This window comes from Lysinibacillus sp. FSL M8-0134, from assembly GCF_038069745.1.
Taxonomy (GTDB): Bacteria; Bacillota; Bacilli; order Bacillales_A; family Planococcaceae; genus Lysinibacillus; species Lysinibacillus irui.
Window position 1 is genome coordinate 2,394,631 of sequence record NZ_JBBPAJ010000001.1, and the last position, 14,716, is coordinate 2,409,346.

Annotated in this window: 17 protein-coding genes and 1 pseudogene; 11 read left to right on the forward strand and 7 right to left on the reverse strand. The window is 32.3% G+C overall.

Annotated features, from left to right (window positions below; translation table 11 throughout):
* Nucleotides 1–6: 6 nt before the first annotated feature.
* The 5 genes from MKY49_RS12225 to MKY49_RS12245 form a co-directional block, all read right to left on the reverse strand.
* On the reverse strand, nt 7–282 hold the full coding sequence (locus MKY49_RS12225; RefSeq protein ID WP_315058858.1) for a hypothetical protein: 276 nt from the start codon (nt 280–282) through the stop codon (nt 7–9).
* The gene (locus tag MKY49_RS12230) at nt 270–548 is read right to left on the reverse strand and encodes a helix-turn-helix domain-containing protein (RefSeq protein ID WP_322610712.1); all 279 of its coding nucleotides are present in this window, start codon (nt 546–548) and stop codon (nt 270–272) included. Before MKY49_RS12230 ends, MKY49_RS12225 begins: the two co-directional genes overlap by 13 nt.
* Nucleotides 549–682: 134 nt before the next feature.
* Nucleotides 683–991 carry a hypothetical protein gene (locus tag MKY49_RS12235; protein WP_322610711.1) on the reverse strand — a complete coding sequence of 103 codons (309 nt, stop codon included), beginning with the start codon at nt 989–991 and terminating at the stop codon, nt 683–685.
* Nucleotides 988–1,725: a Rha family transcriptional regulator gene (locus MKY49_RS12240; protein ID WP_322610710.1), complete on the reverse strand. Its 738-nt coding sequence runs from the start codon at nt 1,723–1,725 to the stop codon at nt 988–990. Before MKY49_RS12240 ends, MKY49_RS12235 begins: the two co-directional genes overlap by 4 nt.
* Before the next feature lie 70 nt (nt 1,726–1,795).
* Nucleotides 1,796–2,041: a helix-turn-helix transcriptional regulator gene (locus MKY49_RS12245; protein ID WP_341386369.1), complete on the reverse strand. Its 246-nt coding sequence runs from the start codon at nt 2,039–2,041 to the stop codon at nt 1,796–1,798.
* A gap of 158 nt (nt 2,042–2,199) precedes the next feature.
* On the opposite strand from MKY49_RS12245, the gene MKY49_RS12250 reads away from it, so the two are divergent.
* The 7 genes from MKY49_RS12250 (at nt 2,200) to MKY49_RS12280 (ending at nt 8,593) form a co-directional block, all read left to right on the forward strand.
* Nucleotides 2,200–2,568: a helix-turn-helix domain-containing protein gene (locus tag MKY49_RS12250; protein WP_341386370.1), complete on the forward strand. Its 369-nt coding sequence runs from the start codon at nt 2,200–2,202 to the stop codon at nt 2,566–2,568.
* A gap of 343 nt (nt 2,569–2,911) precedes the next feature.
* Complete coding sequence (locus tag MKY49_RS12255) at nt 2,912–4,138, forward strand: type I restriction endonuclease (RefSeq protein WP_341386371.1); 1,227 nt, start codon at nt 2,912–2,914, stop codon at nt 4,136–4,138.
* Between the two features lie 58 nt (nt 4,139–4,196).
* Nucleotides 4,197–5,411 (forward strand): hypothetical protein, encoded by a 1,215-nt coding sequence (locus tag MKY49_RS12260; RefSeq protein ID WP_341386372.1) that lies wholly within the window; start codon nt 4,197–4,199, stop codon nt 5,409–5,411.
* Complete coding sequence (locus tag MKY49_RS12265) at nt 5,374–5,964, forward strand: hypothetical protein (RefSeq protein ID WP_341386373.1); 591 nt, start codon at nt 5,374–5,376, stop codon at nt 5,962–5,964. Before MKY49_RS12260 ends, MKY49_RS12265 begins: the two co-directional genes overlap by 38 nt.
* A 118-nt stretch (nt 5,965–6,082) precedes the next feature.
* On the forward strand, nt 6,083–6,718 hold the full coding sequence (locus MKY49_RS12270) for a hypothetical protein (RefSeq protein WP_341386374.1): 636 nt from the start codon (nt 6,083–6,085) through the stop codon (nt 6,716–6,718).
* Nucleotides 6,719–6,785: 67 nt separating this feature from the next.
* Nucleotides 6,786–7,286 carry an ImmA/IrrE family metallo-endopeptidase gene (locus MKY49_RS12275; RefSeq protein WP_341386375.1) on the forward strand — a complete coding sequence of 167 codons (501 nt, stop codon included), beginning with the start codon at nt 6,786–6,788 and terminating at the stop codon, nt 7,284–7,286.
* A gap of 128 nt (nt 7,287–7,414) precedes the next feature.
* Nucleotides 7,415–8,593 carry a tyrosine-type recombinase/integrase gene (locus tag MKY49_RS12280; RefSeq protein ID WP_341386377.1) on the forward strand — a complete coding sequence of 393 codons (1,179 nt, stop codon included), beginning with the start codon at nt 7,415–7,417 and terminating at the stop codon, nt 8,591–8,593.
* A 493-nt stretch (nt 8,594–9,086) separates the two neighbouring features.
* Here the strand turns inward: MKY49_RS12280 and MKY49_RS12285 are convergent, their stop codons facing one another.
* On the reverse strand, nt 9,087–9,908 hold the full coding sequence (locus tag MKY49_RS12285; RefSeq protein ID WP_322606500.1) for a DUF2785 domain-containing protein: 822 nt from the start codon (nt 9,906–9,908) through the stop codon (nt 9,087–9,089).
* Between the two features lie 859 nt (nt 9,909–10,767).
* Nucleotides 10,768–11,307, reverse strand: a complete 540-nt coding sequence (locus tag MKY49_RS12290; RefSeq protein ID WP_341386378.1) for a hypothetical protein — start codon at nt 11,305–11,307, stop codon at nt 10,768–10,770.
* An 845-nt stretch (nt 11,308–12,152) separates the two neighbouring features.
* Between MKY49_RS12290 and MKY49_RS12295 the strand changes: the two genes are divergently transcribed.
* From MKY49_RS12295 to MKY49_RS12310, 4 genes and pseudogenes are all read left to right on the forward strand, one after another.
* A complete protein-coding gene (locus MKY49_RS12295; protein WP_274793239.1) occupies nt 12,153–13,277 on the forward strand; it encodes a hypothetical protein in 1,125 nt (374 codons plus the stop codon).
* Complete coding sequence (locus MKY49_RS12300; RefSeq protein WP_274793240.1) at nt 13,234–13,623, forward strand: hypothetical protein; 390 nt, start codon at nt 13,234–13,236, stop codon at nt 13,621–13,623. The genes MKY49_RS12295 and MKY49_RS12300 overlap by 44 nt, the downstream gene beginning before the upstream one ends.
* Nucleotides 13,605–14,081: a hypothetical protein gene (locus MKY49_RS12305; RefSeq protein ID WP_322606503.1), complete on the forward strand. Its 477-nt coding sequence runs from the start codon at nt 13,605–13,607 to the stop codon at nt 14,079–14,081. The genes MKY49_RS12300 and MKY49_RS12305 overlap by 19 nt, the downstream gene beginning before the upstream one ends.
* Nucleotides 14,082–14,399: 318 nt before the next feature.
* Nucleotides 14,400–14,708 (forward strand): annotated as a pseudogene (locus tag MKY49_RS12310) (IS5/IS1182 family transposase); the annotation flags it as partial.
* Nucleotides 14,709–14,716 lie beyond the last annotated feature (8 nt).

Genomic DNA, 14,716 nt, shown 5'->3' on the forward strand with positions numbered 1-14,716 from the left:
CATTTATTAACTTTTAATATTTTCATTAGCAAGTTTCTTCACCACCTTTAGGGAAATACCTCGCCTACTAAAATCTTGAATTAACCCACCAAAATTTTTGTTATCTTGTAGCTGGACTTCTAAACGTCTAATAGTATGTTCTGCCTTTTTAATCCGCCAAGCACATTCAGCTGCTAAGTTGTATGTACCGTGCTGTCTATGAAATGCCATGGCTCCTTGTAAATCCTCAATGCATGCTTTCTTTGCGGCTATCTCTAGCTCCAATTTCTTTACATGATCCAATTGATAATCCCTCCTCCTATAAACATTGGTACTGTCTGTAAAAACTGCACTGCTGCATCTGCGCTAAATAATGCCGCTATTACTGTGTCTTGAGAATTTGTAATAGCTGCTGCTCGAGCTAAAAATTTAGCTTCACAAGCAATGAGATTTTGCTCAATTCGACTTATCGTAGATTGCGTAGTGTGCATAAGCTCCGCGAAGGCTTCCTGCGATAATTTTGCTTTCTTGCGGCACTTTCTGATTAACTCTCCAACATCTACATGCAATGAAATCACCTCCTTATGCAGAAAGTGCATATTATGCTTACCATGCATGGTTTCTCTATTAAGTTATCTTTATAGTTGAGATATGAGATTGTTTGCCCCAATCTCTTCTACATACCTGTCCGGGTAGTTATTTTTTAGTAATCTTTATTCAAAATTTCATCGAGCACTTTAGCTGTGGGTTCTGCTAACCAAACCCTTTTGTATCTAGAGCCTAATTGTCTTTGGTGCTCCCTAATTCGAGGGTCACAAAGAATATATTTTTCTAAGGACGCCTTACTAAATCTAGTTTCTCGAACTAGATCATCGATATCCCAATACAGTGTTCGTTTCCTAATGGTGGCTTGTACTATTTGGTCGTACCTTTCTAACAGTTCTTTTTTAGAAAGGCCAGCGTTCTCCAGTACTAATTGAGTAATGTCCATATCATTTTTAATCACAGTCACTTGGCACCACCTTCAACAAGTTTTAATCCCTGTTGATTGTACGCGTTGATTTCCATTCGTAGAGTTGTAGATGGCTGCCACATTGAGATAAATTTGATACTCTCAGCAAAACGTGTTTTAGGAATTTCTCCATACCGTGGGACTTCAAAGTGATTTTTGAAATCTCTCCAAAAAGCTGAAAATACTTGACGGCTTATTTTTTTGTAGGCAATCGATTCTTTGCCACCTAAAGCAGCGATTACAACTTCTCGCCCACGTTTACTGATTTGAGACTCTTGATTGCCATCAATACGCATCGTTTTATAGAGTGATTGAACGGTTTCTTTCACTTCGCTCACCTCGACCTTTAATGTTTCGATCTCTTCTGATGTCTCAAGTGATAGTCTCATCGAAGCTTTCAACTGTTCTCTTTCTGATAACGGCGTTGGATGAAGCTGTTCCTCCAACGCATTAAACGCTTGGATGTACTTCAATTTGAACTCTAATGACTTCGGTCCAGTGAAGCCCATTGCTAAGAGCGTAAAGCCATCTCGATTCATGTAATACATTTTGTAAGTCTGCTTATTTTGCGGATGCTGATATGAACTTTCAAAGAATAAATTCTGGGTCTGCTCATTTTTGAGCAACCCTTCAATATCCCGTAAAACATTGCGATGCTCTTTGTTAAACGATTCCGCAATTTGCAAAGATGTTGTAACAGCTTGGCGGTTTTGAATGACGACTAATTGGTTCATGATAAAACCTCCCTTGTAACTTATATACAAATTTATGGGTAATTTAGAGACATGTTTTAGCCTATGATAACTAAATACAACATTTTGTTGTTTTTATATCTAAAAAAATTTCTGTTGTTCTAACATCAAATAATTCCGATATTGATAGTGCTACTTTTAACGAAGGCGTCCTTACACCCTGTTCTATCATGCCATAGTAACTTTCAGAAATAACTATCCCATAATCATTCTTTAATTTTTCAACAACATCTTTTTGCACCCAGTTTTTATTTTTTCTAAGAGTTATTAAAACGTTTCGGCGAATTGGTGTAGCCAAGAAATCACCTCCCAACTTTTTGTTGTTTTTATGTTACCCAACAAAAAGTTGTTTGTCAACAAAAAATCGGATTTTTTGTTGTTTTAAATAGACTATAGGCAACAAACCCAACAAATAGTTGTATAATGTCAATACATCCAGTAAAAGAGGTGTAAACTATGCCTAGTGTTCCACAAAGATTAAAGGCGCTTAGAAAAGAAGCTAAGTTGACACAAGCTGATGTGGCCAAATATCTAAATATTTCAGAAAGTGCATATGGATACTATGAACAAGGAAGAAATGAAATTTCCATTAGTGGTATAAAGCAACTTGCAGAAAAATACAACGTGAGTGTTGATTATCTGCTAGGAAGTACTGATGATCCTGCTCCCCTTTCTCAACAGGAAAAAGACGAAGCAGAGTTTCAGGCTTTTGCCAATAACCCTACCCTTGAAAAATGGTACAAAGAATTGCCGAAATCGAAGGAAGAAGATTTGGAGAAGCTGCGTAAGATGTGGGAGATTTTAAAAGATAATGGGGAATTGTAATCGTTATTTAGAGAGAGCCAAATAAACGATTTTTAATTAAGACTAAAAGTAACATAATGATATCTATGAAAAGGACATGCTATAATCATGTCCTTTAATAGCACCATTATTGGAAAAATTACTTATTTATGTTATATTATTTTTTTGTCATTCTTATAGGTATATTTACGCAAGAATTATTGACTATTAATAAAAAAATGGATTCAATCCAACGGGAGATTTTAAGTCTAATGATGGAGCAATATACGTTTAAACTGAACTTGGCTGGGCTTTTTAAAGATAGCCAATTTATTTGACTATAGTATGCCTTGTATTAATTCAAACACAAAGGGAGAGTGTACAAATGAATCTTAAAGAAACTATAGAAGTATTAAACAACGTAATATCCGAGAATAGTGAACTGATTAAAAACGAAGAATCTACAAAACAATTTCTTGTTTTACCATTACTTAAAGGGTTAGGTTACGATACCTATAGCCCCCAAGAAGTTACTCCAGAATTCACAGCTGATTTTCATAAAAAAAATGAAAAAGTAGATTATGCTATTTCTATCAATGGGCAACCTCGAATTTTTATTGAGGCAAAATCGATCAATACGAAAATCAATAAAAGTGCCCCACAATTAAGTAGATATTTCAGTACTTTTCCAAGTGTTAAATTAGGGATTTTAACAAACGGAATTGAGTATCACTTTTTTACTGATTTAAATAACTCAAATATAATGGATTCTAAGCCCTTTTTTATCTTCAATATTATAAATCATAATGAAGAGGATTTTGAAAATCTAATTAAGTTTTCTAAAAATTTATATGATGAAGAAACAGTAAAAATCCTCGCTGAATCGTTAATATATTTTCAATCATTTAAATCTGTAATTAAAGAAATTTTTGAATCCCCAAATGATGATTTTATCAAATTTGTTATTAAAGAACGGTTTAAATTTAAGGTAACTCAACAATTTATTAATACTTCTCGCCCTTTAATAGTAAAAAGTATTCAAGAAGCGATATCTGAAGTAATTAGTGAAAAATTTAATATTGATCCATCACGACCTTCTCAAGAGATTGCTGCTACTAGTATAGAGGATATTACAAAAGAAGAGAAAAAGGTTTACTATACTCAAGAGGAAATTGACTCACTAGGAAGATTTGAAGAGTTTGAGGGAGTAACAATTGTATTACCTAATCCAGATTCTTATATGAAATTATTAAAGATAACATCAGGAGAATACTCTGTTGAAAAAGGTAATCCATTAAGTGATTTCTTTATTTCATCGGTTGTAACACAAGGCACAACAATAGTTGGCTATTTAATTGGTCAATATGTTAATCAAATGGAAGATATAAAACTATATACAGTTAAATCAAATGAAATAGAAAAGTTTTTGGATGAAAACCCTATTCTTAAAGAAACTGGCTTTATCAATGCACGATTAGGTTCTAGATTAAATAGAAAAAATAATGAAACTACATACTTTTTGAAAAGTTGTCTACACAACCTATCATTTAGAGATATACCTAAACTTATTTCTAAAATAGAAGACACAGAGAAATTTTTTCAAACAAATTAAATAGTAAATTTTTTATTTCAACAATATTTGATAAATAAGATAAATGAAGGTGACTGCAATGGAAACATTATTAGAGTATTCGGGCAAATTATTAAGGAATTTCCAAGTAAATATTTTAGATAGTATTTTAAATGATTACCATCCAGATCCAAAAGAATATAGAAGAATACGTAATCAATACCCTGGAACACGTGGTTGGGAAGTTATTAGTGATATTATAAATAAATTAAAAACTGAAGACGGTTTTGATGATTCAAAACTTGAAGAAAGACTTTTTACGGATCTGACTGAAAATATTCCGGATAACTACTACATATATGATTTTGTACATTCAAAAACATATGAAGAAATAGTTGCTGAATTCAAAAAAAATACTGCCCTTTTGAATACTCCAATCTATACATTTGATATTAGGGACAGAGATTCTTTACAAATTGTTTCAATCAGATTAAAAGAAAAAGAAAAAAAAATAATAATATTATTACGCTATGGATATACATATGGAGAGGAGTCGAACACTAATAGTTTGATATTCTTTATCCCTTGTGTTTTAGATTTTCACAACAAAATGTTAATAATAAAATTTCGTGAAATCCACAGAAAAAAAAGCAAAAAGAAAATTAATAAATTATTGCCACAAGTTATCAATTGCATAAAAAATTTGAATGACGATTTTACCTTTAATGGATACGGAAAGAAAAAAATACACTCTACACTATACGAAATGTTTAAAGTAGAATCAGCTAGAGCCGAAAAGTTAATAAAATCTTCTTCTGACAGTCATACAGATGAAGAACTAAACAACAACATTAATACTTTTTTAACAAAACAATTATCTATACCTGCAAGTTCTAAAGAGATTGAGTCATATACCAATAGGATAAAATCCATATACTATCAAAATATCGCATCTCAATTAGAAGAAATTTCATTTGGAAATAGGTATATGTTTGCTTTTGCCTTTTTTGATGGGTTATCTACTAAATCAACAACACGAGACGCAGGCAGATTTAATGTTTATAATAAGAAATTATATTGGACTCTAAAGGACTTAATCCATACTGAACAAAAAATAACCGAACTTTCTATGTATTATAAATTTAATCCAAAAAATTTTGATGCTGAAATTGAAGGAGAAAACTTCTATTTTGTCGAAGCTACATTAAAAGAAAGCTATGGTTCATTAATGATTGATTTTTATAAAAACAAATTTGATTCTACAAGGGGCATAAGAAATGGATACGTTATATCAGAAATTAAAAAGTATTTATAAAGACGATTCTAATTTGGAATTATTATATCCTTTTGAAGAAACATATATACTTATTAGAAGATTTTTAATTGATAATATAAATGGAAATAAAAAATACGTAGAAGCTGAAGAATATGCGAATAATTTTGCAAAAGATTACTATGAAACTTTTAATCTATTTTTTTCTTTATCTAAAACAAATGGTGTTTTCAAAAAGTTATATTTAATTACATGCACAGAATGTGGCGAACTTACAATTACTACGAGTTTATCAGAAGATTATGAATGTAGTATTTGTAAAGAACCATTAGATTTAGAAGAAGATTACACCAGTATTTTCACAAATATTAACTATGCATTTGAAATTCAACCAGCCATTATAAGGGACTTAAAATCAAATTTAAAAGTTCCCCCCTCCTCGCCATCTAAATTAGGTGGGGAGGGATCCGAGGAGATTTCAGCTACAGTAAACAATGTATTGAATGCACCAGATAATACAGATCTCCCAGAAATTCAAAATGAAAAACAAAATATTATTGACCAATTTAAAAAGGTTATGATGAATAATGAATAATAATGGTACCAAAATACATTCCATATTGATAAGTATAATAATATTCTTAAGTATTTTTTTATTCATTAGTATATCTTTGCTTATAAATTTAAAATTCCCTTTCGGGGAATTGGGAAATATGCAAGTCATTATTAAATCTGTTCCTCCATTATTAGGTGCTACTTTATCCGGCTTAATCGCATTACTAGTTTATTATTTAAATAAACAAAAAGAAATAGGTGTAAAAAAAGCTTCTTCTTATATGGCACTTAGAATGATTCAGCTAGAGCTTACTGAAAATTATAAAGTTCTAGCCGAATTAAAAAATGCTTTTGAGAAAACAAATTTAGATTCTTTAACTGAAATGCTTTCAGATGATCCAAAATTAGGGAATGTTGAATTAAAAGAAATGTTTATTGTAATTCAATCTAAATTTACATTAGAGATAACTGATAAACTTTTCTCTAATTTGTTGGACTCAGATTATTTATCAGTTGCAAAAGATATAAAAAGTATTCGTTCTTTAATCAATATGCTAAAGTTAATTAATACTGATATATCTTCAAAAGAGAACAAAAGAGCTTTATTACAGATGATTGAAACTACAGTAAATGGTGTTTCACCACTTAAACACACACAAACTTTAGATACAACTATTATAAACAAAGAATACTTAAAAAATTTGTTAAAAACGGATATTCAATTATGGCAGATATTCAGTGTAATTTTTATCCTAATTGTAACAATACTTTTTTTCTCCCCCTCTATTAAATAGTGGGGTTTTATTATACAATAAATAGGAACACACGTTCTTTTTATAGTCTTTTTAGGGGTTGATTTACATGCACTATACACATCTTGAAGACTATGTCCAGCAGTTCTACACTCGTCTGGGCATTACAGACCCTACCCTGCTGTATGTTGAAGAAGTGGCTTTTAGAATGGGATTAAAAGTTTTTTATTGGCCAGATAAGAGTCAGGCCTTATTTATTAATGGACGGCATTATATTTTTCTTAATGAAAATCAATCGCCACAGCTACAATGGCAAGACTTTTGCCATGAGCTATCACATGTCCTATTACATACAGGTGATCAATTTCATATGTATCCCTTATTTCGTGAGTACCAGGAATTCAAGGCCAACAATTTTATGTACCACGCTTGTATTCCTACTTTTATGTTGGAGGCTTTGTCAATAGACGATCATACACCACAAACAATTAAGAAAGTAATGCAAATCTTTAACGTAGAATACGATTTTGCTTTCAGGAGATTAACACAATATAACAATAAGCAGATTATGCAGAGGTTGCATAATATAACCTTTCTAAATATGAGATGATGAGTGATAAGGACGGGTCATAAGTGAGATGTTAACCGCTTTAGCTACCACTGTGAAAGGAGTGATGTAAATAGCTGTCCTATACGCTAATGTACCTGTCCGGGTTAGTTAGATAGGAAGTGGACAAAATGGCTAGATATCAATTAAACGCTACAAAAAAAGAGGATATTTATTGGTACATGGATGCCGATAAAGAAAAGAAATATGCTTACCGTTACAATTATTACGATCATAACGGTAAGCGTAGAGAGAAATCAAAATATAAATTTGATACAATCCTTGCCGCAGAAAGAGCTCTAATTGCTATTAAAAGTACCATTTTAAATGGTGGAGAAAAGATTGCTTTAAATGATAATATGACGGTTTCACAATGGGTAGAAATTTATTTTGATCGCAAAAAATCAAAATGGAAAGGAACTACCCCTAAAACTTATCGTAATATCATTGATTCTTATATTCACCCATTCATTGGTCATCATAAACTTTCACGTCTAACCAAAAGTATTTATCAATCACAATTTATTGATAGATTAATACCTATCGCTGCACCAAAAAGTATTGTAACATATCATAATTTTTTTATAGGTTGTATAAATGCCGCAGTGGAAGATGAAATAATAGATAAAAATCGAATTGCAAAGGCTGATATACCACGTGCGGAGAAACAAAATACTGACGAAGTAGAAGGAAATTATTTAACACCTACTGAGTTAGCATATTTATTAAGCTGTGTAAAAAAATCTTGTGATATTACTAGATATACTTTAATTTCCCTACTTGCAGCGACAGGAATGCGACGAGGCGAAGCCGGTGCTTTACGTTGGTCAGAAATTGATTTTAAAAATAAATTAATAAATATTAGTCGCACTAGAGACGTTCATGGAGAGCGATCAGCAAAAACGTTAAATAGTATCAGGACAATTGATTTGACTGATGACTTGGCACAACAGCTGGAACAATACTGTAAATGGTGTATTGAAAGGAAGCTAGCGTACGGTATACAACATGCAGTGGATGATTTAGTCTTCATTAGTAAAACATGTCATCCACTGAATCAAAATGCTGCAGCATTAACTTTGTTACGGATGCATGAGTTACATGGGGCAAAATTTATTTCCCCACATGGATTACGACATACCTTTGCTACAATTTCAATTGCATCTGGTACACCGCCTACCACGATTGCCAAAATTCTTGGTATGACTACATCTACCCTCTTGAAAACATATGCACATTCCTTCGCTGAAAGAGAAAAACAAGCGATGCAAGTAATGAGTCAATTCTTACATTTTGATAAATCTCTCTAAAACTATTAAAAGTGGGGTACGAATTGAGGTACGGTTTACACCGAACCTCCCCCACCCCTTTGATATCAAGGGGTTTCAATACATAGTGTTGATAAGCATAACTTATGACCTTGGTTTCTATCCTGATGTTTTTAATTTTTTGATGTGCATAATATCAAGGGTTTGAATTAATGAGGGTTTTTATACCTATCTAACGAAGCTATCTAAATGTTTTTAACTGGGGTACTTTTTGGGGCACTTGCTAGGGCACCTGTAACTTTTTCTAATGGTGCCCCAGTTCGTAAAATGTTGATAAAGAAGGTTTGGACAGTACTATTTTATAAGGAAAGAACAATAATTCCTTTAAAATTAATAGTATTTCTTTGGCACAATCTGAGGCATTTTTATTTTTTAATATACAAACAACATTCTACTATATTTTATTATTACAAATAACTACCAAGAGAGTAAATACATTATGAAGATATTCTTTTTTAATTCGACACTTTTTAAATTAGGAATAGTATACTTTTTCTACTTTATATAATGTATCCTCGATAGTCGAGCAGAGAACGGCATCCACTTTGTAAAATTTAACTCGAAAGTATAAACTTTTTAAAAAGTTCTTTATATTATTTTTTTGCTTAAAGGCAGGGAGGAATTCTGAATTTTTCTCCACATCACCAAAACTTTGAATCCATTGCTCTACATAAGTCTGACTAAGTATTTTTCTATTTAAAACACTAATTATGGATTTTACCATTCTCTCATCTTCCCCATCGGAGTAAATTCGATCTGTTATGGTCATCTTTTCGTAAACCAAATCGAGGATAGTTAAGAGGTCATTTTTATCCAGTTCGGAACATTGTGCCAAATCTTCTAAAGCATCTGCTGCATGGGCTATGGCATGAGCCCAGCCTTTTTCTTCGTCATACCCACGGTAATCTCGCTCTTCTTGTACATTGTAAAATACTATCTCTTTTATCTGATGAATTTGCTCTCTTGAGAGAAATGGTGATTCTCTATGCCTCCTGAAGAGGAGCGGTATGACTAGCATGGAGAAAGATCGAGTGAAGACAGAGTCTGTATTTGTTTCACCAAGCTTAAAAAGCAAATGGTTTTTATCCAAAACAATCGGTAGAATTTGTTCTAGTTCGTTTGCTGTTAGAGAATTATCAGGAATCCAATGTGATAAGGTTGTATAAATTAACTCATCACGTAATTGGGCATCCAAAGAACCGATGTTATTTATCATTTCAAGTATCAACTGGAATCTATCGGGAGGTGCTTGGTACCCACTCTCTTTTATTAATATCAACTTTTCTTTTAAATCCATTTTACACGCTCCTACTAGAAATTTTCTGAACTAACTTTTTCAAGGCTTTCTACTAAATTCCGTACCACTTCTTCCCTGACTATAAGGTATAGATAGGATCAGAGACATACACTTTATTGATCTTTAATAAAGTCTATTCTCCTTTATAATAAAACATCCGTTTTACTTATTTAATTATAAGCGAACAGATAATGAAATTCCCATATTTAAACAGCTTCGATATTTTTAACTACTTTTTGGCTCATTTTGTTTCATTCTACTTTGTAACAACTGGTATGATATTTTTATCCATCGCGGAATCTGCATATCCAACTTGAATTGCGCCTCGGTAATCTCTATGCTTGCTAAATAATCATAAGGATCTCTATGTGTAGTACCCTTTAAATTATCAGTAATCCAGCGATGTGACTTGATGCGGTTACCTGCCCCATCCAACACAACAGGTATTCAAGCATCTTTAGCAAGCTCTCTCAACAACCAAATATACGTAGCATAGTCCTCTTTAAATTGTTCCTTTCAGCAGTCCGTGCCAATTCCACCTGGGCATAGCTATACTGATTTCCCTACAAAATTCTTGGAATGACTACATCTACCCTCTTGAAAACATATGCGCATTCCTTCGCTGATGAAAAGTTTTAGAGAGTATAAATTATTATAGGAGAAACTACAAAAATCAATGCTAAAATAATTTCCTTGCCACAGTTTACCTAAGGACTTGGCTAATCTACTTTATAATTGGAAAGTCAAAAGCAACATTTCTTATTTGAATTCTATCTATATCATCATTAAATTCTTTAATACTATAAATGATAATCTGCTTTAACATTTGTCTCTTCTGTTCCATCTGTTTCACCTACTCTTATCCAACTAAATCGACCTTCACTGATAAAGCAATATCTGCTGGTGGATTTTCTTCTACAACCACATAAGATATTATGTAAGAGCCCTCTGGTAAATCATTTATTACAACTTCATAAGTCTCATTCGTATTTAATACTCCGGTCACTATTTTCTTTGTATCATTTACATTTCTAATACTAAATTGAAAGCTTTCCGTACCAGTATTTAGAATGTAAATTTTTACCTTTGAATCCCCTTTGTTATCAAAGTATGATTTACTTTCACCAATAGAGGATGCTATCTGTTCATCAATTAGACGGGCATGAGTAATTCCAATTTGTTCATCAATCAAATGACCACGAATTACTTCAATTTTATTCTCGTTTTGATTTACCTTTTCCTCTTTCAAGTTTTGAATGGTACCAGATTCAGCTGGCTCACTTTTAATTACTTTCGACTCTTCTTGAGAAGAGGTTTCATCTGTTTGAGTTAAGGTCGTTGTGCATCCAGATGAAATTATGCAACAGGACCATATCAGTGCAAATTTATTAATTTTCATCATTTTCTCCCGTGGAACATTATTGTATTTATTGGTAATTATACCAAATTTACAAAATAAAAAGAAGCAACCTTTTGGATACTCCACCATTAGAGCCAATGATATGTATTTTTCGAGGAAATTTATTGTTCAAATAAACCCTCCTATTCATTTTTTGTAGAATGATTATTTGTGGCTCACTACTAAAAATCAGGAATGACATTTTTTAAACATATGAAATGTATATAAGCTAAGCAATCCACAAAAATGTAGAAGAAAAAAGACTGAACAAAATTTAGTCCCACCGTCGTCGAATATAATAAACATCTGCACCCAATACCATGATCCCGATTAGGAAGAATCATTAAATCAAATTATATAGTGTTTACGAGTTAACAGCTTCAGGTGTTAATCATTACTAAACAAAGGTTTGTAAACTCAGAATTACACAGATTCTTTAATATTAGGAAAAATCATGATCTGATTTTCAATTAATGTATTGAAGATAATTCAACGCTTCCCTTTATACCCACGCGAAATTTTTAAATATTATAGAAGAAAGTCACTCATTTTTTTCAAAAATGAGTGTCTTTTTATTGTTCTAGAATGATTTCTTTTCCACCTGCTTACTTATCTAAATATCCCCAATTGCTTAGATAATCTTGACGCTCAAGTCATTTCGTCTTTTTGTGAAAGTTCCACACTATATAATTTTTATTCATTTTGGCGTATACACGTTCCAAGTCATACCACTCCTTTCTATTAATACTATTTTGTAATTTTTTGGGTATTCAAAACATATAATATTAATTAATATATCCGGTATACATTCATCGAATAAAGAATATAATTCTGGAGGGTGTTAAATGAATACAATAAAATCTTTAATTTTCCCCCAAGACTTGAATAAATTGACCAAAACTCTACTTAAAGAGGTTTGTAGTGATATGACTTTAGAAGCGACAGGTAATGTAAATGAATTAGCAAGTAGAGTATGGGACGCTTTTGAACTTATTGAAGGAGATGTTCTTACAACGATTAGTAATAATATTTTTACTGGGCCCGTTTCTTTAGTTTGGTATCGAACTACAAATCCAACTGGTTTAACTGGACTTAAACAAAGTATTATTAATAAAATGCCATTCAACCCTTTCGAAACAGTAATTACACCAAATAGCGAAAATGTTCCCATTGAACCTACTATTATAGCTGCTTCTGAAATCGAAGGTTCACAAGCATATTATTTAAGGTTTATTCATAGAACAGGGGTTAATGTAGATTACTTTTTAACCAACCGTAGAGAATACATTAAACATGAAATTACTACAGTTTATATTGATGAAGTTAAGGGAATAATAGAAGTACGAGCAAGTTCAGCTGTTGCAAAGAAAATCATAGCTGGATTAGCTAAAATTGTAGATGAAGAATATGAATTCAAACAGTATGATTTCTTACAGAAGTATGGCGGAACTCTTGAGCCTTTAGCTGATGTTCTTCAAGGAAGGCTTATTGATGCTACAGGAAGACCAGCAGGAATAATAAATTCATTTGAAGAAACACAAGGTAAATCCATTGTGAGAATACTTTCTGCAATTGATGAATACTATACTAATGGTGAATTATCAGCTCTTGAGCAAAACTTAAATAGCGAAGATATTACCAGCATTTTAGAAACAACACCTTTTTCTTTGTTACTTTTAAGTGGTCTCGAAACAATTGGATTAGGTAGCATTAGAGAGTTAAGAGGCTTACCATTGTATAATTATTTAGAGCCTTATCTATCCAAACAAAAAGGATCAATACTATTTGAATATAGTGTTGGTGGAGTGGTACAAGAATATTCTATTCGAATTGGCGTAACTACAAAGACATTTAAGTTCAATGTATTTGCGTCTGAACATGTATTGGATTATATTAGAGAAAAATTGATTCTGCGAGGTAAAAGTTGTGAGCAATTTAAAACCATGGGAAATTTCTCAAAAAATAGATAATGCACTCGAGGCAATTGCTATAAGTAAAGTTGATAAATTTTACCATAGTTATATTGCAGAAATAACTGGCTTACCTCTTGGAGTAGTTATTGAGAAATTATCTGAATTAGAAAAACAAGAAGCGCTCGTTATAGAATTAGAATTCCACTGTGAGGAATGTAGTAGAAGTATTTTAACTGCCAATAAATATGAATTGGAAAATATGGATTCACTTACTTGTAAGTATTGTGGGGCCGAAAATTGTTTTGATCCTTTAAACGCAATTCCAATCATTAAATTAAGTGAAGATTTCAAACAAAGTTTTTCCAAAAAAAAAATAATAACAAAATGGCTAATGTGGGGTTAAGTAAACAAAATAAACCTGAGAGTTTAAGAGAAATTATAGATATTTTAGAAAAAGAAAATTCTGGTCAATTATTAGATACAGTATCGAAACTCGGGCAAGTAACTATTATTTTAGGAGATGGTTATATGGGTGAATCTAGTAAATATGGTGGTTTAACTTTTGGAGAAAATAAAGGTAATATCACGATTGAAAACAACGGTACACTGAATCAAGGGATCTCTAGCCGATCTGATGATATTAGCGGTGCGTTAAAACAACTTCACGAAGATATTCAACGCCTATCAGGTGAACAACATGAAATTGCAGAAGCGCATTTTGAACTACTTCAAACGCACATAAACAATGGAGATAAAGAGAAAGCTAAAAAACCATTAGAGAAATTAACTGCAATACTTGGTGTTATTACCTCTCTTGTAACTATTGCTTCTGCCTTAGGACTTGGAATCCCTTTAAAATAATTCAGGTGTGTTGAATAACCGTTTTTATCCACCCCTCAATTAAAATGCTCTCATATCCTATAGAATTATAAACCTGGCGAACCAGCACTTCCCCAGTATTAAACTGGGGTTTTTTGATCATTTCCCACTTTAAAATTTACCTTCAATCGTTTTCATTGATATTAAATCCCTTTATCTATTAGTTTCGGGATAGCTTCTTTAGCATCGCCCCAAACTGAAATCGTATTTGGCTATCCCACCACTATTATTATTTCCCTCAGAGTCTTCGGTAAAGATTTTTAAAAAACAACTACCCTTAATCCATTTCTGAGCTGTAACATCGCTGCCACAAATTTCGAATCACGCGATGCGGCGAAACCTTCAAAGAAAAAAGTACCTGCATCACCACAAAAACGTGAACGAAAATCAAAAGAAGAATGGGAGGATTGGCTTACGAAACAAGCAGAAATCAAAGCCAATCAGTCGACTTATGAAAAAGAAATCATGCATCAACTCGATACTCCACTGAAGACACTGTGGCAAGATGCGCCAATCGAACCAAATTGGGGCATCAAAAAGAACAGTGACGGCAAAAATACGTTTTGGTTTGGCTTTAAAGGGCATCTCGCAGTGACAACCAAGAGCCAATAAGTTTA